Origin of the sequence: Massilia sp. WG5, assembly GCF_001412595.2 — a bacterium.
GTDB lineage: Bacteria > Pseudomonadota > Gammaproteobacteria > Burkholderiales > Burkholderiaceae_D > Telluria.
The window spans coordinates 5,221,728-5,238,118 of sequence record NZ_CP012640.2 but is presented as its reverse complement, the minus strand read 5'-3'; the positions used below and the strand labels follow the sequence as shown (position 1 = coordinate 5,238,118).

Here is a 16,391-nt window from a genome sequence, read left to right as displayed (position 1 = left end):
TGGGTCAGGAGATTCGATACAAATGCCAACACGTCCAAGGACTGCACCAGTTATAAGGATATTGTACTTACTGACAGATAAGTGTGGAAGACGTCACGCTGCCCGATCCCAGGGAAACCGGCTCGCACATCTCCTGGCCTTGCCCGGCCCTTGCACCCAACAGATAGCGCAATAAAAAACCGCCGACGAATCGACGGTTTATCCCGACAGGCCGGCGCTTATTTCAGCCTGCAGGTCAGCACCCAGAAATACTCCCAGCGCGCGACCCGGATCTCCTTCGCCGCATTCGCCAGGCGCTTGCGCAGCGCGCTGTCGGTCGGATAGCTCATGGGGCGCTCGACGCGCTTGCCTTCGTCGGTCGTCACCATCTCGTAGGTATTGCCCTGCGCATCGGTGCGCGCGACCGGATTGCTGGTGCCTTCGACGTACACCTCGTCCAGCAGCACCAGCAGCGCATTCTTCGCCGCGGCCTTCTTCACGCTGGCCAGGAAGGCATCCTGCTCCTCGCGCTTCAGGCGCGACCAGCAGAATTCCGCCACCACCGCGCCATAGCCGGCGGCGCCGTCGGGAATCGCGGGCACCACGCCGTCTGCGGCGGTCAGCGTCAGCACCTCGTGCCCGGCGGTCAGTTGGGCGACCTGCTCGCGCACGTCCTCCAGGTCCGCGTCGCGGTCGGAGATGTCGTCGCCGTCGAGGTCCTCGTCCTCGTAGTCTTCGTAATCGTCTTGATGGTCGTGATTCATGATTTGCAACTCGGGTTTACAACTCGTAATTGTCGGCCGTCCCGCGCATCGCCGACTCGACCATCTTGCGGTTGAGCGTCGGCGCGAGCAGCTCGATGAAAGTATAAATGTAGCTGCGCAGGTAAGCGCCCTGCTTCACCGCCACGCGCGAGACATTCATCCCGAACAGCTGGCCCACGGGAATCGCACGCAGATTGCGGTCGCGTTCCGGATCGAAGGCCATGCCGGCGATGATGCCCACGCCCATGCCCAACTCGACATAGGTCTTGATGACGTCGGCATCGATCGCTTCCAGCAGCACGTCGGGCTTCAGGTTGCGCAGTTCGAAGGCGTGGTCGATCTTGCTGCGGCCGGCGAAGGCGGCATCATACGTGATCAGGGGATAGCCGGCGATCTCTTCCAGCGAAATCGCCTTCGAGCGCGTCAGCGCATGTTCGTGCGGCACCACCAGCACGTGTTCCCACTGGTAGCACGGCAGCGTGATCAGGCCGTCGACGGCGGCGATCGATTCGGTGGCGATGGCGAGATCCGCCTGGTCGTTCTTGACCATTTCCGCGATCTGGCGCGGATTGCCCTGCAGCAGCGACAGCCGCACCTTGGGGAACTTCAGCATGAAAGCCTGCACCACCTTCGGCAGCATGTAGCGGGCCTGGGTATGGGTTGTGGCGATGATGAAGCTGCCGCTGTCCTGGGCCGCGTATTCCTTGCCGATCCGCTTCAGGCTCTCGATCTCCTGCATGATCAGCTCGACGGACTCCAGCACCAGCCGGCCCGGCTCGGTCAGGCCGCGGATGCGCTTGCCGTGACGGGTAAAGATGTCGACCCCGAGCTCGTCCTCGAGCTCGATGATGGCCTTCGAGACGCCGGGCTGGGACGTAAACAGCGCCTTGGCGGCGTCGGTCAGGTTGAAGTTCTGGCGGACCGCTTCGCGCACAAAGCGTAATTGATGTAGGTTCATTGCCCTTTTTGTATTGATAGAAGCCTGATACGCATTTTACAAGCATGCTTATGCCACTGGCTCATATAAGCAAATAAATTCTCAGTAGTTTGGAATAAGACGCCGTTTTATTAAGATTGCGCATAGTCTACCGGGCCTGTCCGCGCACCCAGCGTCGATGGCCATTCGAGGATCGGAAAAAATGTACCGTTACGACCAATACGACCATCTCATCGTACGTGAGCGCATCGCCCAGTACCGCGACCAGGTGCAGCGCCGCCTCAACGACGAGCTGACCGAAGAAGAATTCCTGCCGCTGCGCCTGCAGAACGGCCTGTACATGCAGCGCCATGCCTACATGCTGCGCATCGCGGTGCCCTACGGCCTGCTCTCGACCAAGCAGCTGCGCATGTTCGCGCACATCGCCCGCACCTACGACCGCGGCTACGGCCACTTCACGACGCGCCAGAACATCCAGTTCAACTGGATCGAGCTGGAGCAGACCCCGGACATCCTGACCGACCTGGCTTCGGTGGAAATGCACGCGATCCAGACCTCGGGCAACTGCATCCGCAACACCACGACCGACCAGTTCGCCGGCGTGGCCGCGGACGAGATCATCGATCCGCGCCCGTTCTGCGAGCTCATCCGCCAGTGGAGTACCTTCCACCCGGAATTCATCGCCCTGCCCCGTAAGTTCAAGATCGCGGTCAACGGTGCCGTCCAGGACCGCGCCGCGATCGCCGTGCACGACATCGGCCTGACCGCCGTGCGCAACGCGGCCGGCGACGTCGGCTTCAAGTTCATGGTTGGCGGCGGCCTCGGCCGTACCCCGATCATCGGCAGCACGATCAACGAGTTCGTGCCCTGGCAGGACCTGCTGACCTACCTCGAGGCGGTCATGCGCGTGTACAACCAGTTCGGCCGCCGCGACAACAAGTACAAGGCCCGCATCAAGATCCTGGTGAAAGCCGTGGGCGCGGAAGAATTCGCGCGCCTGGTCGAACAGGAATTCGCCGACCTGAAGGACGGCCCGGAAACCCTGACCCGCGAAGAACTGGACCGCGTCGCCGCCTACTTCACGCCGCCGCCGTATGCCGCGCTGGAAAATATCGATCCGCGCGCCGCTGGCGGGAAAGATGCGGAAGACAACAAGGCCTTCGGCAACTGGCTGCAGCGCAACGTCAAGCCGCACAAGATGGCGGGCTACGCCTCGGTCGTGCTGTCGCTGAAGAAGACCGGCGTGCCGCCGGGCGACGCCACCGCCGAGCAGATGGATTTCGTGGCCGACCTGGCCGACAAGTACAGCTTCGGCGAACTGCGCGTGACCCACGAGCAGAACCTGGTGCTGGCCGACGTCGAGCAGTCGAAGCTGTTCGAGATCTGGCAGCTGGCCAAGGCCAAGGGCCTGGCGACGCCGAACATCGGCCTGCTGACCGACATCATCGCCTGCCCGGGCGGCGACTACTGCTCGCTGGCGAACGCGAAATCGATCCCGATCGCCGCCGCCATCGCCCAGCGCTTCGATGACATCGACTTCCAGCACGACATCGGCGACATCGAACTGAACATCTCCGGCTGCATCAATGCCTGCGGCCACCACCACGTCGGCCATATCGGCATCCTGGGCGTCGACAAGGACGGTTCCGAGTGGTACCAGGTGTCGATCGGCGGCGCCCAGGGCAATGAAGCCGCCCTCGGCAAGATCATCGGCCCCTCGTTCTCGGCCTCGCAGATGCCGGAAGTCGTGCAGCGCCTGCTCGACGTCTACCTGCGCGAGCGCGTCGACGGCGAGCGCTTCGTCGACGTCACCCAGCGCCTCGGGGTCAACCCGTTCAAGGAACATGTGTATGCCACGCCGATCCCGGCGGGCGAACTGGCAGTCGGAGAAGACCAATATGCCTAAGCTGCAGCACCACGAACAGATCATCAAGGGCCGCGCGGTCGTCGCCGACGACTGGCGCGTCCTGCGCCTCGACGAGGGGGAGACCCCGGAAACGGTCGAGATCCCGGCCGGCAAAGTCATCGTCCCGCTGAAGGTCTGGCAGGCCCGGCGCGACGAACTGGTGCAGCGCGCCGGCGAGATCGGCCTGTGGTTCGCCCCCGACGAACTGGCATCGGCCGTCCAGGACGAGCTGGACAAGTTCGGCGTGATCGCCGTCGACTTCCCGAAGTTCACGGATGGCCGCGGCTATTCGATCGCCTTCAACCTGCGCAAGCGCCTGGGCTACACCGGCGAGCTGCGCGCGATCGGCGACGTGCTGCGCGACCAGTTGTTCCAGATGCATCGCTGCGGCTTCGACGCCTATGCGACGCGCCAGGACCGTTCGATCCAGGACGCACTGAAGGGCCTGACCGTCTTCTCGGAAACCTACCAGGCGTCAAGCGATCAACCGCTGCCGCTGTTCCGCCGCGTAAAGCGCGACGTGCCGCTGGAACACAGCGACGTCGGCGCGGGTATCTAAGGAAAGATCATGAGCGACCTGCACCTGCGGACAGAAGAAACCCGCGGCATCCTGGAGCGCATCGCGCGCGATCATTCGCCGGCCGTGTTCGCTTCCAGCCTGGCGGCCGAGGACATGGTCCTGACCGACCTGATCCTGAAGGCTGCCCTGCCGATCGGCATCTTTTCGCTGGAAACCGGCCGCCTGCACAAGGAAACGCTGGACGTGCTGGACAAGGTCAAGGCCCACTACGGCACCGAGATCGCACTGTTCCGGCCGCAACCGGAACTGGTCGAGCAGTACGTGACGCAGAACGGCCTGAATGCCTTCTACGACAGCGTCGAGATGCGCAAGGAATGCTGCCGCGTGCGCAAGGTCGAGCCGCTCGGCCGCGCCCTGTCCGGCAAGAAGGCCTGGATCACCGGCCAGCGCCGCGCCCAGTCGACCACCCGCGCCGAACTGGCCGTGCAGGAAGACGACGCCGCGCACGGCATGGCCAAGTTCAATCCGCTGGCCGACTGGTCCGAGCAGGACGTCTGGGAATACATCCGCGCCAACGACGTGCCCTACAACAGCCTGCACGAGCGCGGCTATCCCTCGATCGGCTGCGAGCCCTGCACCCGGGCGATCCAGCCGGGCGAGGACATCCGCGCCGGCCGCTGGTGGTGGGAAAACCCGGAATCCAAGGAATGCGGCCTGCACCTGGTCGACGGCAAACTTATCCGCATCAAATCCGTGGCCGCCTGAACGGCGCGGACGAACACAAGACATTGACAGGCACAGCCATCATGACGACTTTTACTGATACCCCAGGCGCGCTCGGCGACGCGAATTTTGACGTGAACTCGCGCCACCTCGACGCCCTCGAATCGGAAGCGATCCACATCCTGCGCGAAGTCGCGGCCGAGTGCGCGAATCCGGCCCTGCTGTTCTCGGGCGGCAAGGACTCCGTGGTGCTGCTGCGCCTGGCCGAGAAGGCTTTCCGCCCCGGCAAATTCCCCTTCCCGCTGGTGCACATCGACACCGGCCACAACTTCGACGAAGTGATCGCCTTCCGCGACGCGCGCGCCGCCGAACTGGGCGAACGCCTGATCGTCGGCTCGGTCGAGGAATCGATCAGGAAGGGCACGGTGCGCCTGCGTAACCCGCAAACCGATTCGCGCAACGCGGCCCAGGCCGTCACGCTGCTGGAAACCATCGCCGAATACGGCTTCGACGCCTGCATCGGCGGCGCCCGCCGCGACGAGGAAAAGGCGCGCGCCAAGGAGCGCATCTTCTCCTTCCGCGACGAATTCGGCCAGTGGGACCCGAAGGCCCAGCGCCCCGAACTGTGGGACCTGTATAACACCCGCGTGCACCCGGGCGAGAACATGCGCGTGTTCCCGATCTCGAACTGGACCGAGCTCGACGTCTGGCAGTACATCGCCCGCGAGAAGCTGGCCCTGCCCCCGATCTACTATGCGCACGAGCGCCAGGTGATCCCGCGCAACGGCCTGCTGGTGCCGCTGACCCCGCTGACCCCGGCCCGCGAAGGCGAGCAGGTCGAGACCCAGGTCGTGCGCTTCCGCACCGTCGGCGACATCTCCTGCACCTGCCCGGTGGCCTCGACCGCCTCGACGCCGGACGACATCATCGCCGAAACCGCGATCACCCAGATCACCGAGCGCGGCGCGACCCGCATGGACGACCAGACCTCGGAAGCGTCGATGGAAAAACGCAAGAAACAAGGATATTTCTGATGAACGCCCGCACCGTCACCACCAGCACCGACCTCAATCACCAGGCCGACCAGTCCGGCCAGGCTTCGCTGCTGCGCTTCATCACCGCCGGCTCCGTCGACGACGGCAAGAGCACCCTGATCGGCCGCCTGCTGTACGACAGCAAGGGCATCTTCGCCGACCAGCTGGCAGCCGTGTCGCGCTCGAAGCACAAGCGCACCGTGGGCGACACCATCGACCTGTCCCTGCTGACCGACGGCCTCGAAGCCGAGCGCGAACAGGGCATCACGATCGACGTCGCCTACCGTTACTTCGCCACGCCGAAGCGCAAGTTCATCATCGCCGACACGCCCGGCCACGAGCAGTACACCCGTAACATGGTGACCGGCGCCTCGACCGCGGACGCCGTGATCATCCTGGTGGACGTCTCGAAGGTGAAGCTGAACGACGACGGCAGCGTGGAGCTGCTGACGCAAACGAAGCGCCACTCGACCATCGCCAAGCTGCTGCAGATCGAGCATGTGATCGTCGCCGTCAACAAGATGGACCTGGTGAACTACGACCGCAGCGTCTACGACCGCATCGTCGGCGCCTACACCGAGTTCGCGAAGAGCCTCGGCCTGCAGGACATCACCGCGATCCCGCTGTCGGCCCTGGCCGGCGACAACGTCGTCGAGAAGACCGACAACATGGCGTGGTACGAAGGCCCGACCCTGATCGAGCTGCTGGAATCGATCAGCGTCTACGACGAAGCGCACGACGCCCCGTTCCGCTTCCCGGTGCAGCTGGTGGCGCGCCACAACGGCCACGAGGCCAACGACTTCCGCGGCTACATGGGCCGCATCGAGTCGGGCAAGGTGTCGGTCGGCGACAAGCTGGTGGTGCAGCCTTCCGGCGTCGAGACCACGGTCAAGGAAATCCAGACTTTCGACGGTTCCCTGCAGAGCGCGGTGGCCGGCCAGTCGGTCACCCTGCTGCTGAACGAGTACGTCGACATCTCGCGCGGCGACGTGCTGGCCGGCGCCTCGCAGCCGGCCACCCTGCTCAAACAGGTCAAGGCCGACGTCTGCTGGATGGCCGACGAGCCGCTCGACGTGCGCCGCAAGTACTGGATCAAGCACGGCACCCGCCAGACCATGGCCAAGGTGAAGGCGATCGATTCGATCCTGGACGTGAACACCCAGCAGCGCCATGCTGCGGAAGGCCTGAAGCTGAACGACATCGCCCGCATCGAAATCGCCGTGCAGCAGCCGCTGGCCGCCGACGCCTACGAGGACATTCGCGCGACCGGTGCTTTCATCCTGATCGATGAAGTCACCCATCAGACCGTAGCAGCCGGTATGATTCGCATCTGAGGGGGGCTCGATAAACCTGCTGCGCGTTGCAGATTCGGCCTGCGATGCTCCGCTACGGCGGACCGGCCGTACCGAAGTACGGCTGCGCTTCTCGGCCAAATCTGCGGCCGCTCGCGACGGTTTCTCGATGCCCCGATACGTCGCGTCTGTGCTAAGAAATGAAGGAAAGTATGGCTGGGCTGGGAAAAGTGTATTTAATCGGAGCCGGTCCCGGCGCGGCTGACCTCATCACCGTGCGCGGCGCGCGCCTGCTGGCGCAGGCCGACGTCGTGCTCTACGACGCTCTCGTCACGCCCGAGATGCTGGCGCTGTGCGCGCGGGCCGAGAAGATCTCGGTCGGCAAGCGTTCCGGCCAGCGCTCCACCGCGCAAACCCTCATCAACGAACAACTGGTCGATTGCGCCCGGCGCTATCAGGTGGTGGTGCGCCTGAAGGGCGGCGACCCGATGCTGTTCGGGCGCGCCGACGAGGAATTGCGCGCGCTCGAAGAAGCCGGCATCGAGGTCGACATCGTCCCCGGCATCACCACCGCCGTGGCCGCCGCCGCCGCGACGAAGCAGCCGCTCACCAAGCGCGGCGTGGCGCGCAGCGTCGCCTTCTTCACCTCCAGCACTGCTCCGGACGAGCCAGAGCACGCAGCCCTGCCCGCAACCGACACCATGGTGCAGTACATGGGCGGACGCGAAGCAGCCGCCACCGCCGAGCGCCTGCTGGCGCTGGGACGCCGGCCCGGGCTGCCGGTGGTCGTGATCGAAAACTGCAGCCGCCCCGACCAGCGCATCCTGCGCCTGACCCTGGCCGACCTGGCGCACGGGCTCGGCACGGCCAGCGGCCCGGTGCTGGTGATGATCGGCGAAGCCCTGCAGCGCCGCACCCACCAGGCGCCCGACGCCTGAACCGGCGGTCTCAGGCCACCGGCGTGTACTCGATACCGTTCTGGATCATGCCGATGATCTGGGCCTGGTTTTCCGTGCTTTCGCTGAAATCGACCAAGAGCTGGGCGCGCGAGGTTCCGTGCAGGGCCTGCAGCCAGAAATCGTAGCCGGCCGCATCCGGGGCGCGGTGCAGCACGTTCTGGTACAAGGCGTCGACAAACTGGGCGTCGCTCGTAGTGCCGTACTTCTGCGCGAATTCGCTGCTGTTGACGAAGCTGGTCGCCACGTCCAGCAGCGAATGGCCGTCATCCATCGCATTCATCCAGAAGCCCAGACCGGATTTGTCCGGGGTGCGGTTGAAGGCCGCCTGGTAGAGACGAAAGGTTTCGCCGGCGTTGCCGTGGATATCCAGGGCGATGCTACGGTCGCCGAACTGCAGGCGCTCGACATTGGCCAGCACGGTCTTGCTGCCGCTGCCGAGGTCGACCACCGACACGCCGACGCCGTCGCTGGTGACCGTGTAGCCGTCCTTGGCCCCGCCGAAGACCACTGTGTCGACGCCGCTGCCGCCATCCATCTGGGCGCCGCCGATGGCGGCCATCACGTCATTGCCGCCGGTGCCCGTCCTGGCCGGCGTGTAGCTGATGCCGTTGCTGATTGCGCCAAGGACCTGGGTCTGGTTCTCCGTGCTTTCGCTGAAATTGACCAGGACCTGGGCGCGCGAGGTTCCGTGCAGGGCCTGCAGCCAGAAACCGTAGCCGGCCGCATCCGGGGCGCGGTGCAGCACGTTCTGGTACAAGGCGTCGACAAACTGGGCGTCGCTCGTAGTACCGTACTTCTGCGCGAATTCGCTGCTGTTGACGAAGCTGGTCGCCACGTCCAGCAGGGAATGACCGTCATCCATCGCATTGATCCAGAAGCCCAGACCGGATTTGTCCGGGGTGCGATTGAAGGCCGCCTGGTAGAGACGAAAGGTTTCGCCGGCGTTGCCGTGGATATCCAGGGCGATGCTCTGGTCGCCGAACTGCAGGCGCTCGACATTGGCCAGCACGGTCTTGCTGCCGCTGGCGAGGTCGACTAGCGATACGCCGACGCCGTCGCTGGTGATTGTGTAGTTGGCGCGCAGCTTGCCGAAAACGACCGTGTCCATGCCATCCTTGCCATCAAGGACACCGCCGCCGCTGCTGGCCGCCAGCACGTTGTTGCCTGCCGTTGCCAGTGCTTGCGCCGCGATCGCGCCGCCCGTCGATGCCGGTGTACCCGGGGCCATCACGACCGGCGTGACGGATACACTGGGTGCTGTGACCACCGGCGTCGTCACCACAGGGGCGGTCGCCACCGGTGCGGTCACGATCGGCAGCGGTGGCGTAGTGCTGTTACCTGAACTGCTGCCTTGGGAGCCGTCCCGCACTGGCGTAGTACCGATGCCGGACGCCGAGGCGCTGGCCGAGGCAAACACCCGCGCTTCGACCGCCACCCCGGCCGCCTGGCTGTCGACCCAGGCCGCGGCGAAACCGCCATTCGCCAGCGCCACCACGTCCGGGCTGGTTTGGTCGCCGGCGCGCATCTGGTTGATCTCGAATTCTTGCTGGTCGACTGCGCTGCCGTCCGCGCCGAAGCGGCGGCCGAAGATGCCGCTGCCGTCGTAGTCGCCGGTGTCCGACTGCCAGGCGACGACGAAGCTGCCGTCGGACAGGGCCGTCACCGCGGCGTCGTAGTGCCCGCCGCCGGACTCCAGGTTGGCCTGCATCGGGCCGCCCAGCGCGTGGCCCGCGCTGTCGTAGACCCGGAAGAAAATGTCGGACATCGAGAAGCCGAAAGGCGCGTTGACGTAGCTGTCCCAGGCGACCACGACGTTGCCGTTCGCGAGCGTGGCGACGTGCGGCAACGGGGCCGCGGTCGCCAGGCTGGCCGCGTAGCCGTCGCCGTTGACGACAAAGGCCTGGCCGCCGGCACTGGTGGCGGCATAGACGTTGCCGTCGTTGATCTCGCCCCAGGACACCAGATAGCCGCCCTGCTTCAGCGCCGCGAGGCTCGGGCTGAAGGCCGAGGACAGCACGCCGTAGACCTGCTGCGAGCCGAGGACCGTGCCGTCGGCGGCCGCCTGCTGCACGTGGACCGCGCCGCCGCTGCGCCAGCCGATGGCGAAGCTGCCGTCGGCCAGGGTGGCCACGGTGGGCATGGCGGCATCGCCGCTGGCGCCGCCGTCGAGCAGGTGTTCGGCCCCGGCGCGGCCGTTCGCTTCCACCACGCGGTAGGCGATGCGATGCGCGGCGCCGTCGTTGACCGAATAAGCGACCACGAAGCGGCCGCCCGACAGCGCCGCCACCGCCGGCTCGCCCTCGATGCCGGCGTCGCCATCCGGGGTCAGCGCAAAGGCTGCGCCGGTCGCGGCGCCGCTGGCGTCGCGCAGCTGGGCCCACAGACCGGCGCCCGCACCGCCCGCAATCGTGTCGCTGCCCTGCCAGGCGGCGACGAAGCCGCCGTTCGACAGCGCGGCCAGCGAGGGATTGGCGGTCCAGGCATTGCCGGCGGCGCCGAGCTTCAGGTCGTCGCCGAAGCCAGGCAGGTCGTGGGTGAGGCCGTCCTGCACGGTATAGCCCAGGGTGCGGGCGACGCCCTGGCCCGCGATCGGATTGCCGTTGGTGTCGAGCTGGTAGCGGTCGTAATAGTGCACGGTCACCACCGCCGACAGGCCGAGCGCCGGCAGCTGGGCGGCGTCCTTCAGCACCAGGCGCGCGGCAGTGTCGGTCGCCGGGTTGTAGGCGATCGAGAACAGGCCGGGCTGCGACTGGCTGTCGATCACCCAGCGTCCGCCCGTCATCGCGCCGCTGTCGATCGGGGACAGCAGATCGACCACGGCGCCCGCCTGCATGGTCGAGAACATGGTGTCGTTCTCGCCGCTCAGGCCGGCCGGCGGATTGTCGACGATGACGGTGTTGTCCTGCGAGACCACGCTGCCGTCCGCCAGCTTGTAGTGGGCGCTGAACACGTTCGGCGTCATCACGTCGGCGCTGCGGTCGAGGAAGCGCCACAGCGTGCCGGTCGCCTGCACATAGGCGCCCTGGCCGTCGACCGGCGCCGTATAGCCGTTCCAGGTCTTCCCGTTATCGAAACTGTACTGCAGCTGGCCGCGCGCCAGCTGCTGGCCGAGGGTGCTGTCGACGTCGAAGGCGACCGCGGTCACCGCCGCCGACGATGCGCCCGTCGGCATGCTCGTGCCGGCATAGGTCCAGGTGGTGCTGCCCCAGTTCGGGCGGACGTAGATGGTGTTCGAGGGGGTAGTCATGGGAATCGATCGTCGAGGAACGGCCGCGCGCGCGGGTGGCGGGCCGACAAGGACTATGATTCCCTACGGAAAATATAAATGCAACCAGGAAATTGATTACCCTGCGAGAATATCGCCTGGAAGCAACAAAATCTTGGCCAGCAAATAACCCAGTTGGCAAAAATAATTACATCGGCAACAACTGAGTTAACAAACAGAATAGCCGATTCAAGCAGGCAGCGCGGCCACGCAATAGGCCGCCATCGCCGCCAGCACGCCCGGGTCTTCGCCTACCGCCGGCACGGTCGAGAAGGCGATATCCGGATGGGCGGCACGCACCTCGTCGACCAGTTTCGGCAGGTCGCGCAGCAGGTGGCCGCCCTGCCCCAGGAAGATCGGGACGACGGTAACCTCACGCACGCCGCGCGCGGCCAGCGCCGCCACTTCGTCCGGCAGGCTGGGCGTCATCAGCTCGAGGAAGGCCAGCGAGACGGCGACGTCGGGCCGCTGCTGCGCGGTGACTTCGCGCAGGCGCTGGAAAGGCAGCGCCCAGGTCGCTGCGCGGGCGCCGTGGGCGAACAGGATCAGGGCGCGGTGCATGATCAGCTCCTCAATGCCGCTCGACCCAGCGCAGGGCGCCGAGTGCAAGCAGCAGGAACAGCACGCTGGGTGCGGCCGCCGTCATGAAAGGCGGCCAGGTCGACAGCATGCCGATGTGCGAGAACAGGTTATCGATAAGCAGGAAGCTCACGCCGATCATGATGCCGATGAAGAGCTTGAAGCTGACCCCGCCGCTGCGTACCTGCAGGTAGCCGAAGGGCAGCGCCAGCGCCATCAGCACGAAGATCGACAGCGGGCCGATCAGCTTGCGCCAGAACGCGATCTTGAAGCGCTCCGTCTCCTGGCGGTTCTCGGCCAGGTGACGCGTGTAGACCGCCAGCTCGTTGGCCGACATGCGCTCCGGATCCGAGCGCGACACCGCCAGGATCTTCGGCGTGATCTCCGACTCCAGGTCGAGGGTCGGCAGCTTGCGGGTGCTGACGGCGGAGGTCTCCTGGCCGAAGCTGTTCTGGATGCTCCGGCCGTTCGGCAGCGGCGCGCCGGGCGCCGGCAGGCTGCGGCTGTTGGTGAACTGGGTCTCGGTGACGTTCTGCAGGCGCCAGGTGTGGTTGCCGCCGAAGACGGCGCTGGCGGCCGTGATCAAGGAGCGCATGCGCATGCTGTTGTCGAACTCGTACAGGCGCACGTCGGCCAGCTGGCCGTCCGGGAGGATCTGGCGCGCGTTGAAGAAGCGCGACCCGGTCACCGGGCCTTTCTGGCCGCCGGCGTGGATGGTGTCCTTGGTCCACATCCCGGAGCGGAATTCGGCCGACACCGTCGCGCCCTTGGCGGACAGGCGCAGGCGCTCGGCCAGCGGCGCCGTGCGCGGCGTGATCAGTTCGCCGAAGATGAAGGTGATGATGACGAACACGATGCCGATCTTGAACAGCATCCAGGCCACCATGCGTGTCGACATCGAGGATGCGCGCATGATCGTGAATTCCGAGGTCTGGGCGAACTGCGCCATGGTGTAGATGGTGCCGATCAGCGCGGCGATCGGCATCACGCGGTACATGTTACCGGGCACCAGCATCAGCACGTAGAGCAGCGCGTGCTGGATCATGTAGCCGCCCTTGCCCACCGAGGGCAGCTCGCCGGTCAGGTCCATGAAGGCGGCCAGGGCCAGGAAGGCGACCAGCACGAAGGCCACCGCCTGGGCGATGTTGACGAAGAAGTAGCGCTGCAGGATCTTCATTTCGCGCCCTCCTTCACGCTGGCGCTTTGCAGCAGGCGGCGGCGCTTCCAGGCGTTCGCCAGCAGCACCGGGTGCCAGCGGTGGTGGATGTTCAGGCGCCAGGCGAACAGCAGCAGCGCGGCCAGCAGCACCAGCGCATGCAGCGGCCACCAGGCGACGCCGAAGCCGATCTTGGCCTGCTTGACGGCCGCTTCGGCGGCCTTGGTCAGGTTCAGGTAGGTGAAGAAGATCAGCAGCGCCAGGATCAGGTTGGACGAGGCGCCGGCGCGCGGATTCACGAAGCCGAGCGGAATCGCCAGCAGCATCAGCACCACGCACATGATCGGCCAGGTGATGCGGTACTGCAGTTCGGCGTCCGCATACTGGTTCTTGGGCATGGCCAGCAGGGCCGCCGTGGACAGGCCTTCGACCTTGAACTCGCCCATCACCGGGGCCTGGGTCGCGACCCGCATCCGGTAGCGCTCGAATTCCATCGACTGGAAATCCGGCTTGCCGGGCGTGCCCTGGTAGCGCCGGCCATTTTTCAGCACCAGGTATTGCCCGCCCTTGCCGTCAGGTTCGATCTGGCCTTCCTTGGCAACCACGGTGGTGTTCACGCCATTGTCGATGGTATTCACGAACACGTTCTGCACCACGGTGGTGGAGCGCGCGGCCGAACTCTCGACGAAGAACACGCGGTCGGCGGCCGCCGATTCGCGGAACTGGCCCGGCGCCACGCGCTGAAGGTCTTCGCGCTTCTCGAAGCGCTCGGTGAACTCGTTGCTCTTGAGCTGGGCCCAGGGGATGCCGACCAGCGAAATGATCCCCACCAGGGTCACGACCGGCAATCCGAAGATCAGCACCGGCGCGATCCAGCGCGTGAGCGACTGGCCGGAGGCGAACCAGACCACCATCTCGGAATCGCGGTAGCTGCGCGTGATGACCACCAGGACGGAAATAAAGCTGGTGAGGATCAGGATAGTTGGCAGATAATTCAGCACCGCAAAAGCGATCAGGGCAAGCACATCGCTGGACGCGACCTTGCCTCCTGCGGCCCGGCCGAGGATGGTGATCAGGGTCCAGGTGACGAGAATGGAAAACAGGACGGTGAAGGTTGCGCCGGCGACGCTGGCCAATTCACGCTGTAGGGCGCGTCGGAAAATCATTCGATAGTTATAATTGCAGGTTAGGCAGTAACACCGATGTCACGGCCTCGAATAGACAAACGGAGAACCCAATGGACTTTAGCATAAAAGCATTCGACACAAAAAACACGCTGACTGCAGCCAAATCGGGCTGCATCGCAGTCGCAGTGTTCGAAAACAAGAAACTGTCGGAGGCGGCCAAAGCCCTCGACCTGAACGGCGAGATCGCTGCCGCCGTCAAGTCGGGTGATATCTCCGGCAAGGCCGGCACCACCCTCCTGCTGCGCGGCGTGGCCGGCGTGAACGCCGCCCGCGTGCTGCTGGTGGGCATGGGCGCCGAGGAAGCCGTGAGCGAGAAGAGCTTCACCGGCGCCGTCACGGCAGCCCTGAAGACCTTCTCCACCCTGGGTGCACAGGATGCCATTATCGCATTCCCGCTGGAGAATGTGAAAGAGCGCGACCTGGCATGGGCCATCCGCAGCATCGTGGTAGCGGCCAACGAAGCCGAATTCCGCACCGACGGGCAAAAGAGCAAGAAGGACCCGGCGCCGGCCGGCGTGCGCAAGCTGGCCCTCGCCGTCCCGCAAGCGACCCCGCAGCTCAAGGCCGTGCTGGCCCAGGCCCAGGCGATCGCCAACGGCATGAACCTGACCAAGGAACTGGGCAACCTGTCCCCGAATGTCTGCACTCCAACGTACTTGGCGAACACCGCGAAGCGGCTGGCCGCCGACTACGGCTTCGACATCGAAGTCCTGGAGCGCAAGCAGCTCGAAGCCCTGAAGATGGGCAGCTTCCTGTCCGTCACCCGCGGCAGCGAGGAAGCGCCGAAGTTCATCGTCCTGAAGCACAACGGCGGCAGGAAGAACGAGGCGCCGGTGGTCCTGGTCGGCAAGGGCATCACCTTCGACACCGGCGGCATCTCGCTGAAGCCGGGCCCCGGCATGGACGAGATGAAGTACGACATGTGCGGCGCCGGCTCGGTGCTCGGCACCTTCCGCGCGATCGGCGAGATGGGCATCAAGCTGAACGTGGTCGGCATCGTCGCCGCCTGCGAGAACATGCCCTCTGGCCGCGCCACCAAGCCGGGCGACATCGTCACCGCGATGAACGGCACCACCATCGAGATCCTGAATACCGATGCCGAAGGCCGCCTGGTGCTGGCCGACGCCCTGACCTACGCCGAGCGCTTCAAGCCGGCCGCCGTGGTCGACATCGCGACCCTGACCGGCGCCTGCATCGTCGCGCTGGGCCACCATAATTCGGGCCTGTTCACCCGCCACGACGACCAGCACAACGCCCTGGCCGACGAACTGATGGACGCCGGCAAGCAGACCGGCGACACCGCGTGGCGCCTGCCGATCGGCGAGCAGTACAACGAGCAGCTGAAGTCGAACTTCGCCGACCTGGCCAACATCGGCAGCCCGGGCGGCGCGTCGTGCACCGCGGCCGCATTCCTGGAAAACTTCACCCGCAACTACGCCTGGGCCCACCTGGACATCGCCGGCACCGCCTGGAAGTCGGGCGCGTCCAAGGGCGCGACCGGCCGTCCGGTGCCGCTGCTGACGACCTTCCTGTTGAACCGGGTTTAAACCGGCGCGTGCGAACCTAGCCTGATGCAAAAAAGGACGCTTCACGAAGCGTCCTTTTTTTATCGGTGTTTATTTCGTTGGACCGTTATCAATAGACCGGCGTGCCGGGGTCGGCGCCGCCCTCGCCCGTCCTGGCCGGGCGCATGTCCACGGTCAGGACAGTCGCGTAGGCGTAGCCGTCCTGGAGGTAGTTGCGCAAGCCCGCGCTGAACAGGATCTTGCCGACCAGGGGGCCGGACTGGTGGTGCGCGTTCCATGATTCGTCGGCGCTGCCGACGCCCTCGCGCTTGCAGCTGACGGCCAGCGGCTGGCTGCTACGGGTGACCGTCACGCGTCCGGGCGCGAGCACGAACCAGCGTCCGGCATCGTTCTCCAGCAGGCAGCCGACGCCGGCGACTTCGCGGTGGTCGAGAATGGCATGCACTTCGACCTGCTGCTCGGCGGCCCTGGCGCTGTTGATGCCGTCGATGCCGCCGCTGCCGACGCAGCCGGCCAGGCCAAGGCACAGCATCAGTGCAGATAGAGAAAAGAATCGGTTCATGC

General features: G+C 65.6%; 14 protein-coding genes. 7 read left to right on the top strand and 7 right to left on the bottom strand.

Annotation, left to right across the window (positions count from 1 at the left end; translation table 11 throughout):
- Window positions 1–218: 218 nt before the first annotated feature.
- Together AM586_RS23345 and AM586_RS23340 are read right to left on the bottom strand one after the other, a co-directional pair.
- The gene (locus AM586_RS23345; protein ID WP_052233352.1) at window positions 219–743 is read right to left on the bottom strand and encodes a hypothetical protein; all 525 of its coding nucleotides are present in this window, start codon (window positions 741–743) and stop codon (window positions 219–221) included.
- A gap of 16 nt (window positions 744–759) precedes the next feature.
- A complete protein-coding gene (locus tag AM586_RS23340; protein WP_047823100.1) occupies window positions 760–1,701 on the bottom strand; it encodes a CysB family HTH-type transcriptional regulator in 942 nt (313 codons plus the stop codon).
- A gap of 181 nt (window positions 1,702–1,882) precedes the next feature.
- On the opposite strand from AM586_RS23340, the gene AM586_RS23335 reads away from it, so the two are divergent.
- The 6 genes from AM586_RS23335 (at window position 1,883) to cobA (ending at window position 8,093) form a co-directional block, all read left to right on the top strand.
- Window positions 1,883–3,586: a nitrite/sulfite reductase gene (locus tag AM586_RS23335; RefSeq protein ID WP_047823102.1), complete on the top strand. Its 1,704-nt coding sequence runs from the start codon at window positions 1,883–1,885 to the stop codon at window positions 3,584–3,586.
- Window positions 3,579–4,145, top strand: a complete 567-nt coding sequence (locus AM586_RS23330) for a DUF934 domain-containing protein (protein WP_047823104.1) — start codon at window positions 3,579–3,581, stop codon at window positions 4,143–4,145. Before AM586_RS23335 ends, AM586_RS23330 begins: the two co-directional genes overlap by 8 nt.
- A 9-nt stretch (window positions 4,146–4,154) precedes the next feature.
- Window positions 4,155–4,871, top strand: a complete 717-nt coding sequence (locus tag AM586_RS23325; protein ID WP_047823105.1) for a phosphoadenylyl-sulfate reductase — start codon at window positions 4,155–4,157, stop codon at window positions 4,869–4,871.
- Window positions 4,872–4,912: 41 nt separating this feature from the next.
- On the top strand, window positions 4,913–5,863 hold the full coding sequence (gene cysD, locus AM586_RS23320; protein WP_047823107.1) for a sulfate adenylyltransferase subunit CysD: 951 nt from the start codon (window positions 4,913–4,915) through the stop codon (window positions 5,861–5,863).
- Window positions 5,863–7,197: a sulfate adenylyltransferase subunit 1 gene (locus AM586_RS23315; RefSeq protein ID WP_047823109.1), complete on the top strand. Its 1,335-nt coding sequence runs from the start codon at window positions 5,863–5,865 to the stop codon at window positions 7,195–7,197. Before cysD ends, AM586_RS23315 begins: the two co-directional genes overlap by 1 nt.
- 170 nt (window positions 7,198–7,367) lie before the next feature.
- Entirely contained in the window at window positions 7,368–8,093 is a 726-nt protein-coding gene (gene cobA, locus AM586_RS23310) for a uroporphyrinogen-III C-methyltransferase (RefSeq protein ID WP_047823111.1), read from the top strand.
- Between the two features lie 10 nt (window positions 8,094–8,103).
- On the opposite strand, the gene AM586_RS23305 is transcribed toward cobA, so the two are convergent.
- The 4 genes from AM586_RS23305 to lptF all read right to left on the bottom strand — a co-directional run bounded on the left by AM586_RS23305 (window position 8,104) and on the right by lptF (window position 14,280).
- Complete coding sequence (locus tag AM586_RS23305; protein ID WP_052233353.1) at window positions 8,104–11,361, bottom strand: DUF4214 domain-containing protein; 3,258 nt, start codon at window positions 11,359–11,361, stop codon at window positions 8,104–8,106.
- Between the two features lie 207 nt (window positions 11,362–11,568).
- Window positions 11,569–11,940, bottom strand: a complete 372-nt coding sequence (locus tag AM586_RS23300) for a sirohydrochlorin chelatase (RefSeq protein WP_047823114.1) — start codon at window positions 11,938–11,940, stop codon at window positions 11,569–11,571.
- A 10-nt stretch (window positions 11,941–11,950) separates the two neighbouring features.
- Window positions 11,951–13,135 carry an LPS export ABC transporter permease LptG gene (lptG, locus tag AM586_RS23295; RefSeq protein WP_047823115.1) on the bottom strand — a complete coding sequence of 395 codons (1,185 nt, stop codon included), beginning with the start codon at window positions 13,133–13,135 and terminating at the stop codon, window positions 11,951–11,953.
- The gene (lptF, locus tag AM586_RS23290; RefSeq protein ID WP_047823118.1) at window positions 13,132–14,280 is read right to left on the bottom strand and encodes an LPS export ABC transporter permease LptF; all 1,149 of its coding nucleotides are present in this window, start codon (window positions 14,278–14,280) and stop codon (window positions 13,132–13,134) included. The genes lptG and lptF overlap by 4 nt, the downstream gene beginning before the upstream one ends.
- Window positions 14,281–14,351: 71 nt before the next feature.
- Here lptF and AM586_RS23285 point away from each other — a divergent pair, with 71 nt between their 5' ends.
- Complete coding sequence (locus AM586_RS23285) at window positions 14,352–15,848, top strand: leucyl aminopeptidase (protein WP_047823120.1); 1,497 nt, start codon at window positions 14,352–14,354, stop codon at window positions 15,846–15,848.
- An 88-nt stretch (window positions 15,849–15,936) separates the two neighbouring features.
- Here AM586_RS23285 and AM586_RS23280 read toward each other — a convergent pair whose 3' ends face one another.
- Window positions 15,937–16,389 (bottom strand): hypothetical protein, encoded by a 453-nt coding sequence (locus AM586_RS23280; protein WP_229411064.1) that lies wholly within the window; start codon window positions 16,387–16,389, stop codon window positions 15,937–15,939.
- Window positions 16,390–16,391: the final 2 nt, after the last annotated feature.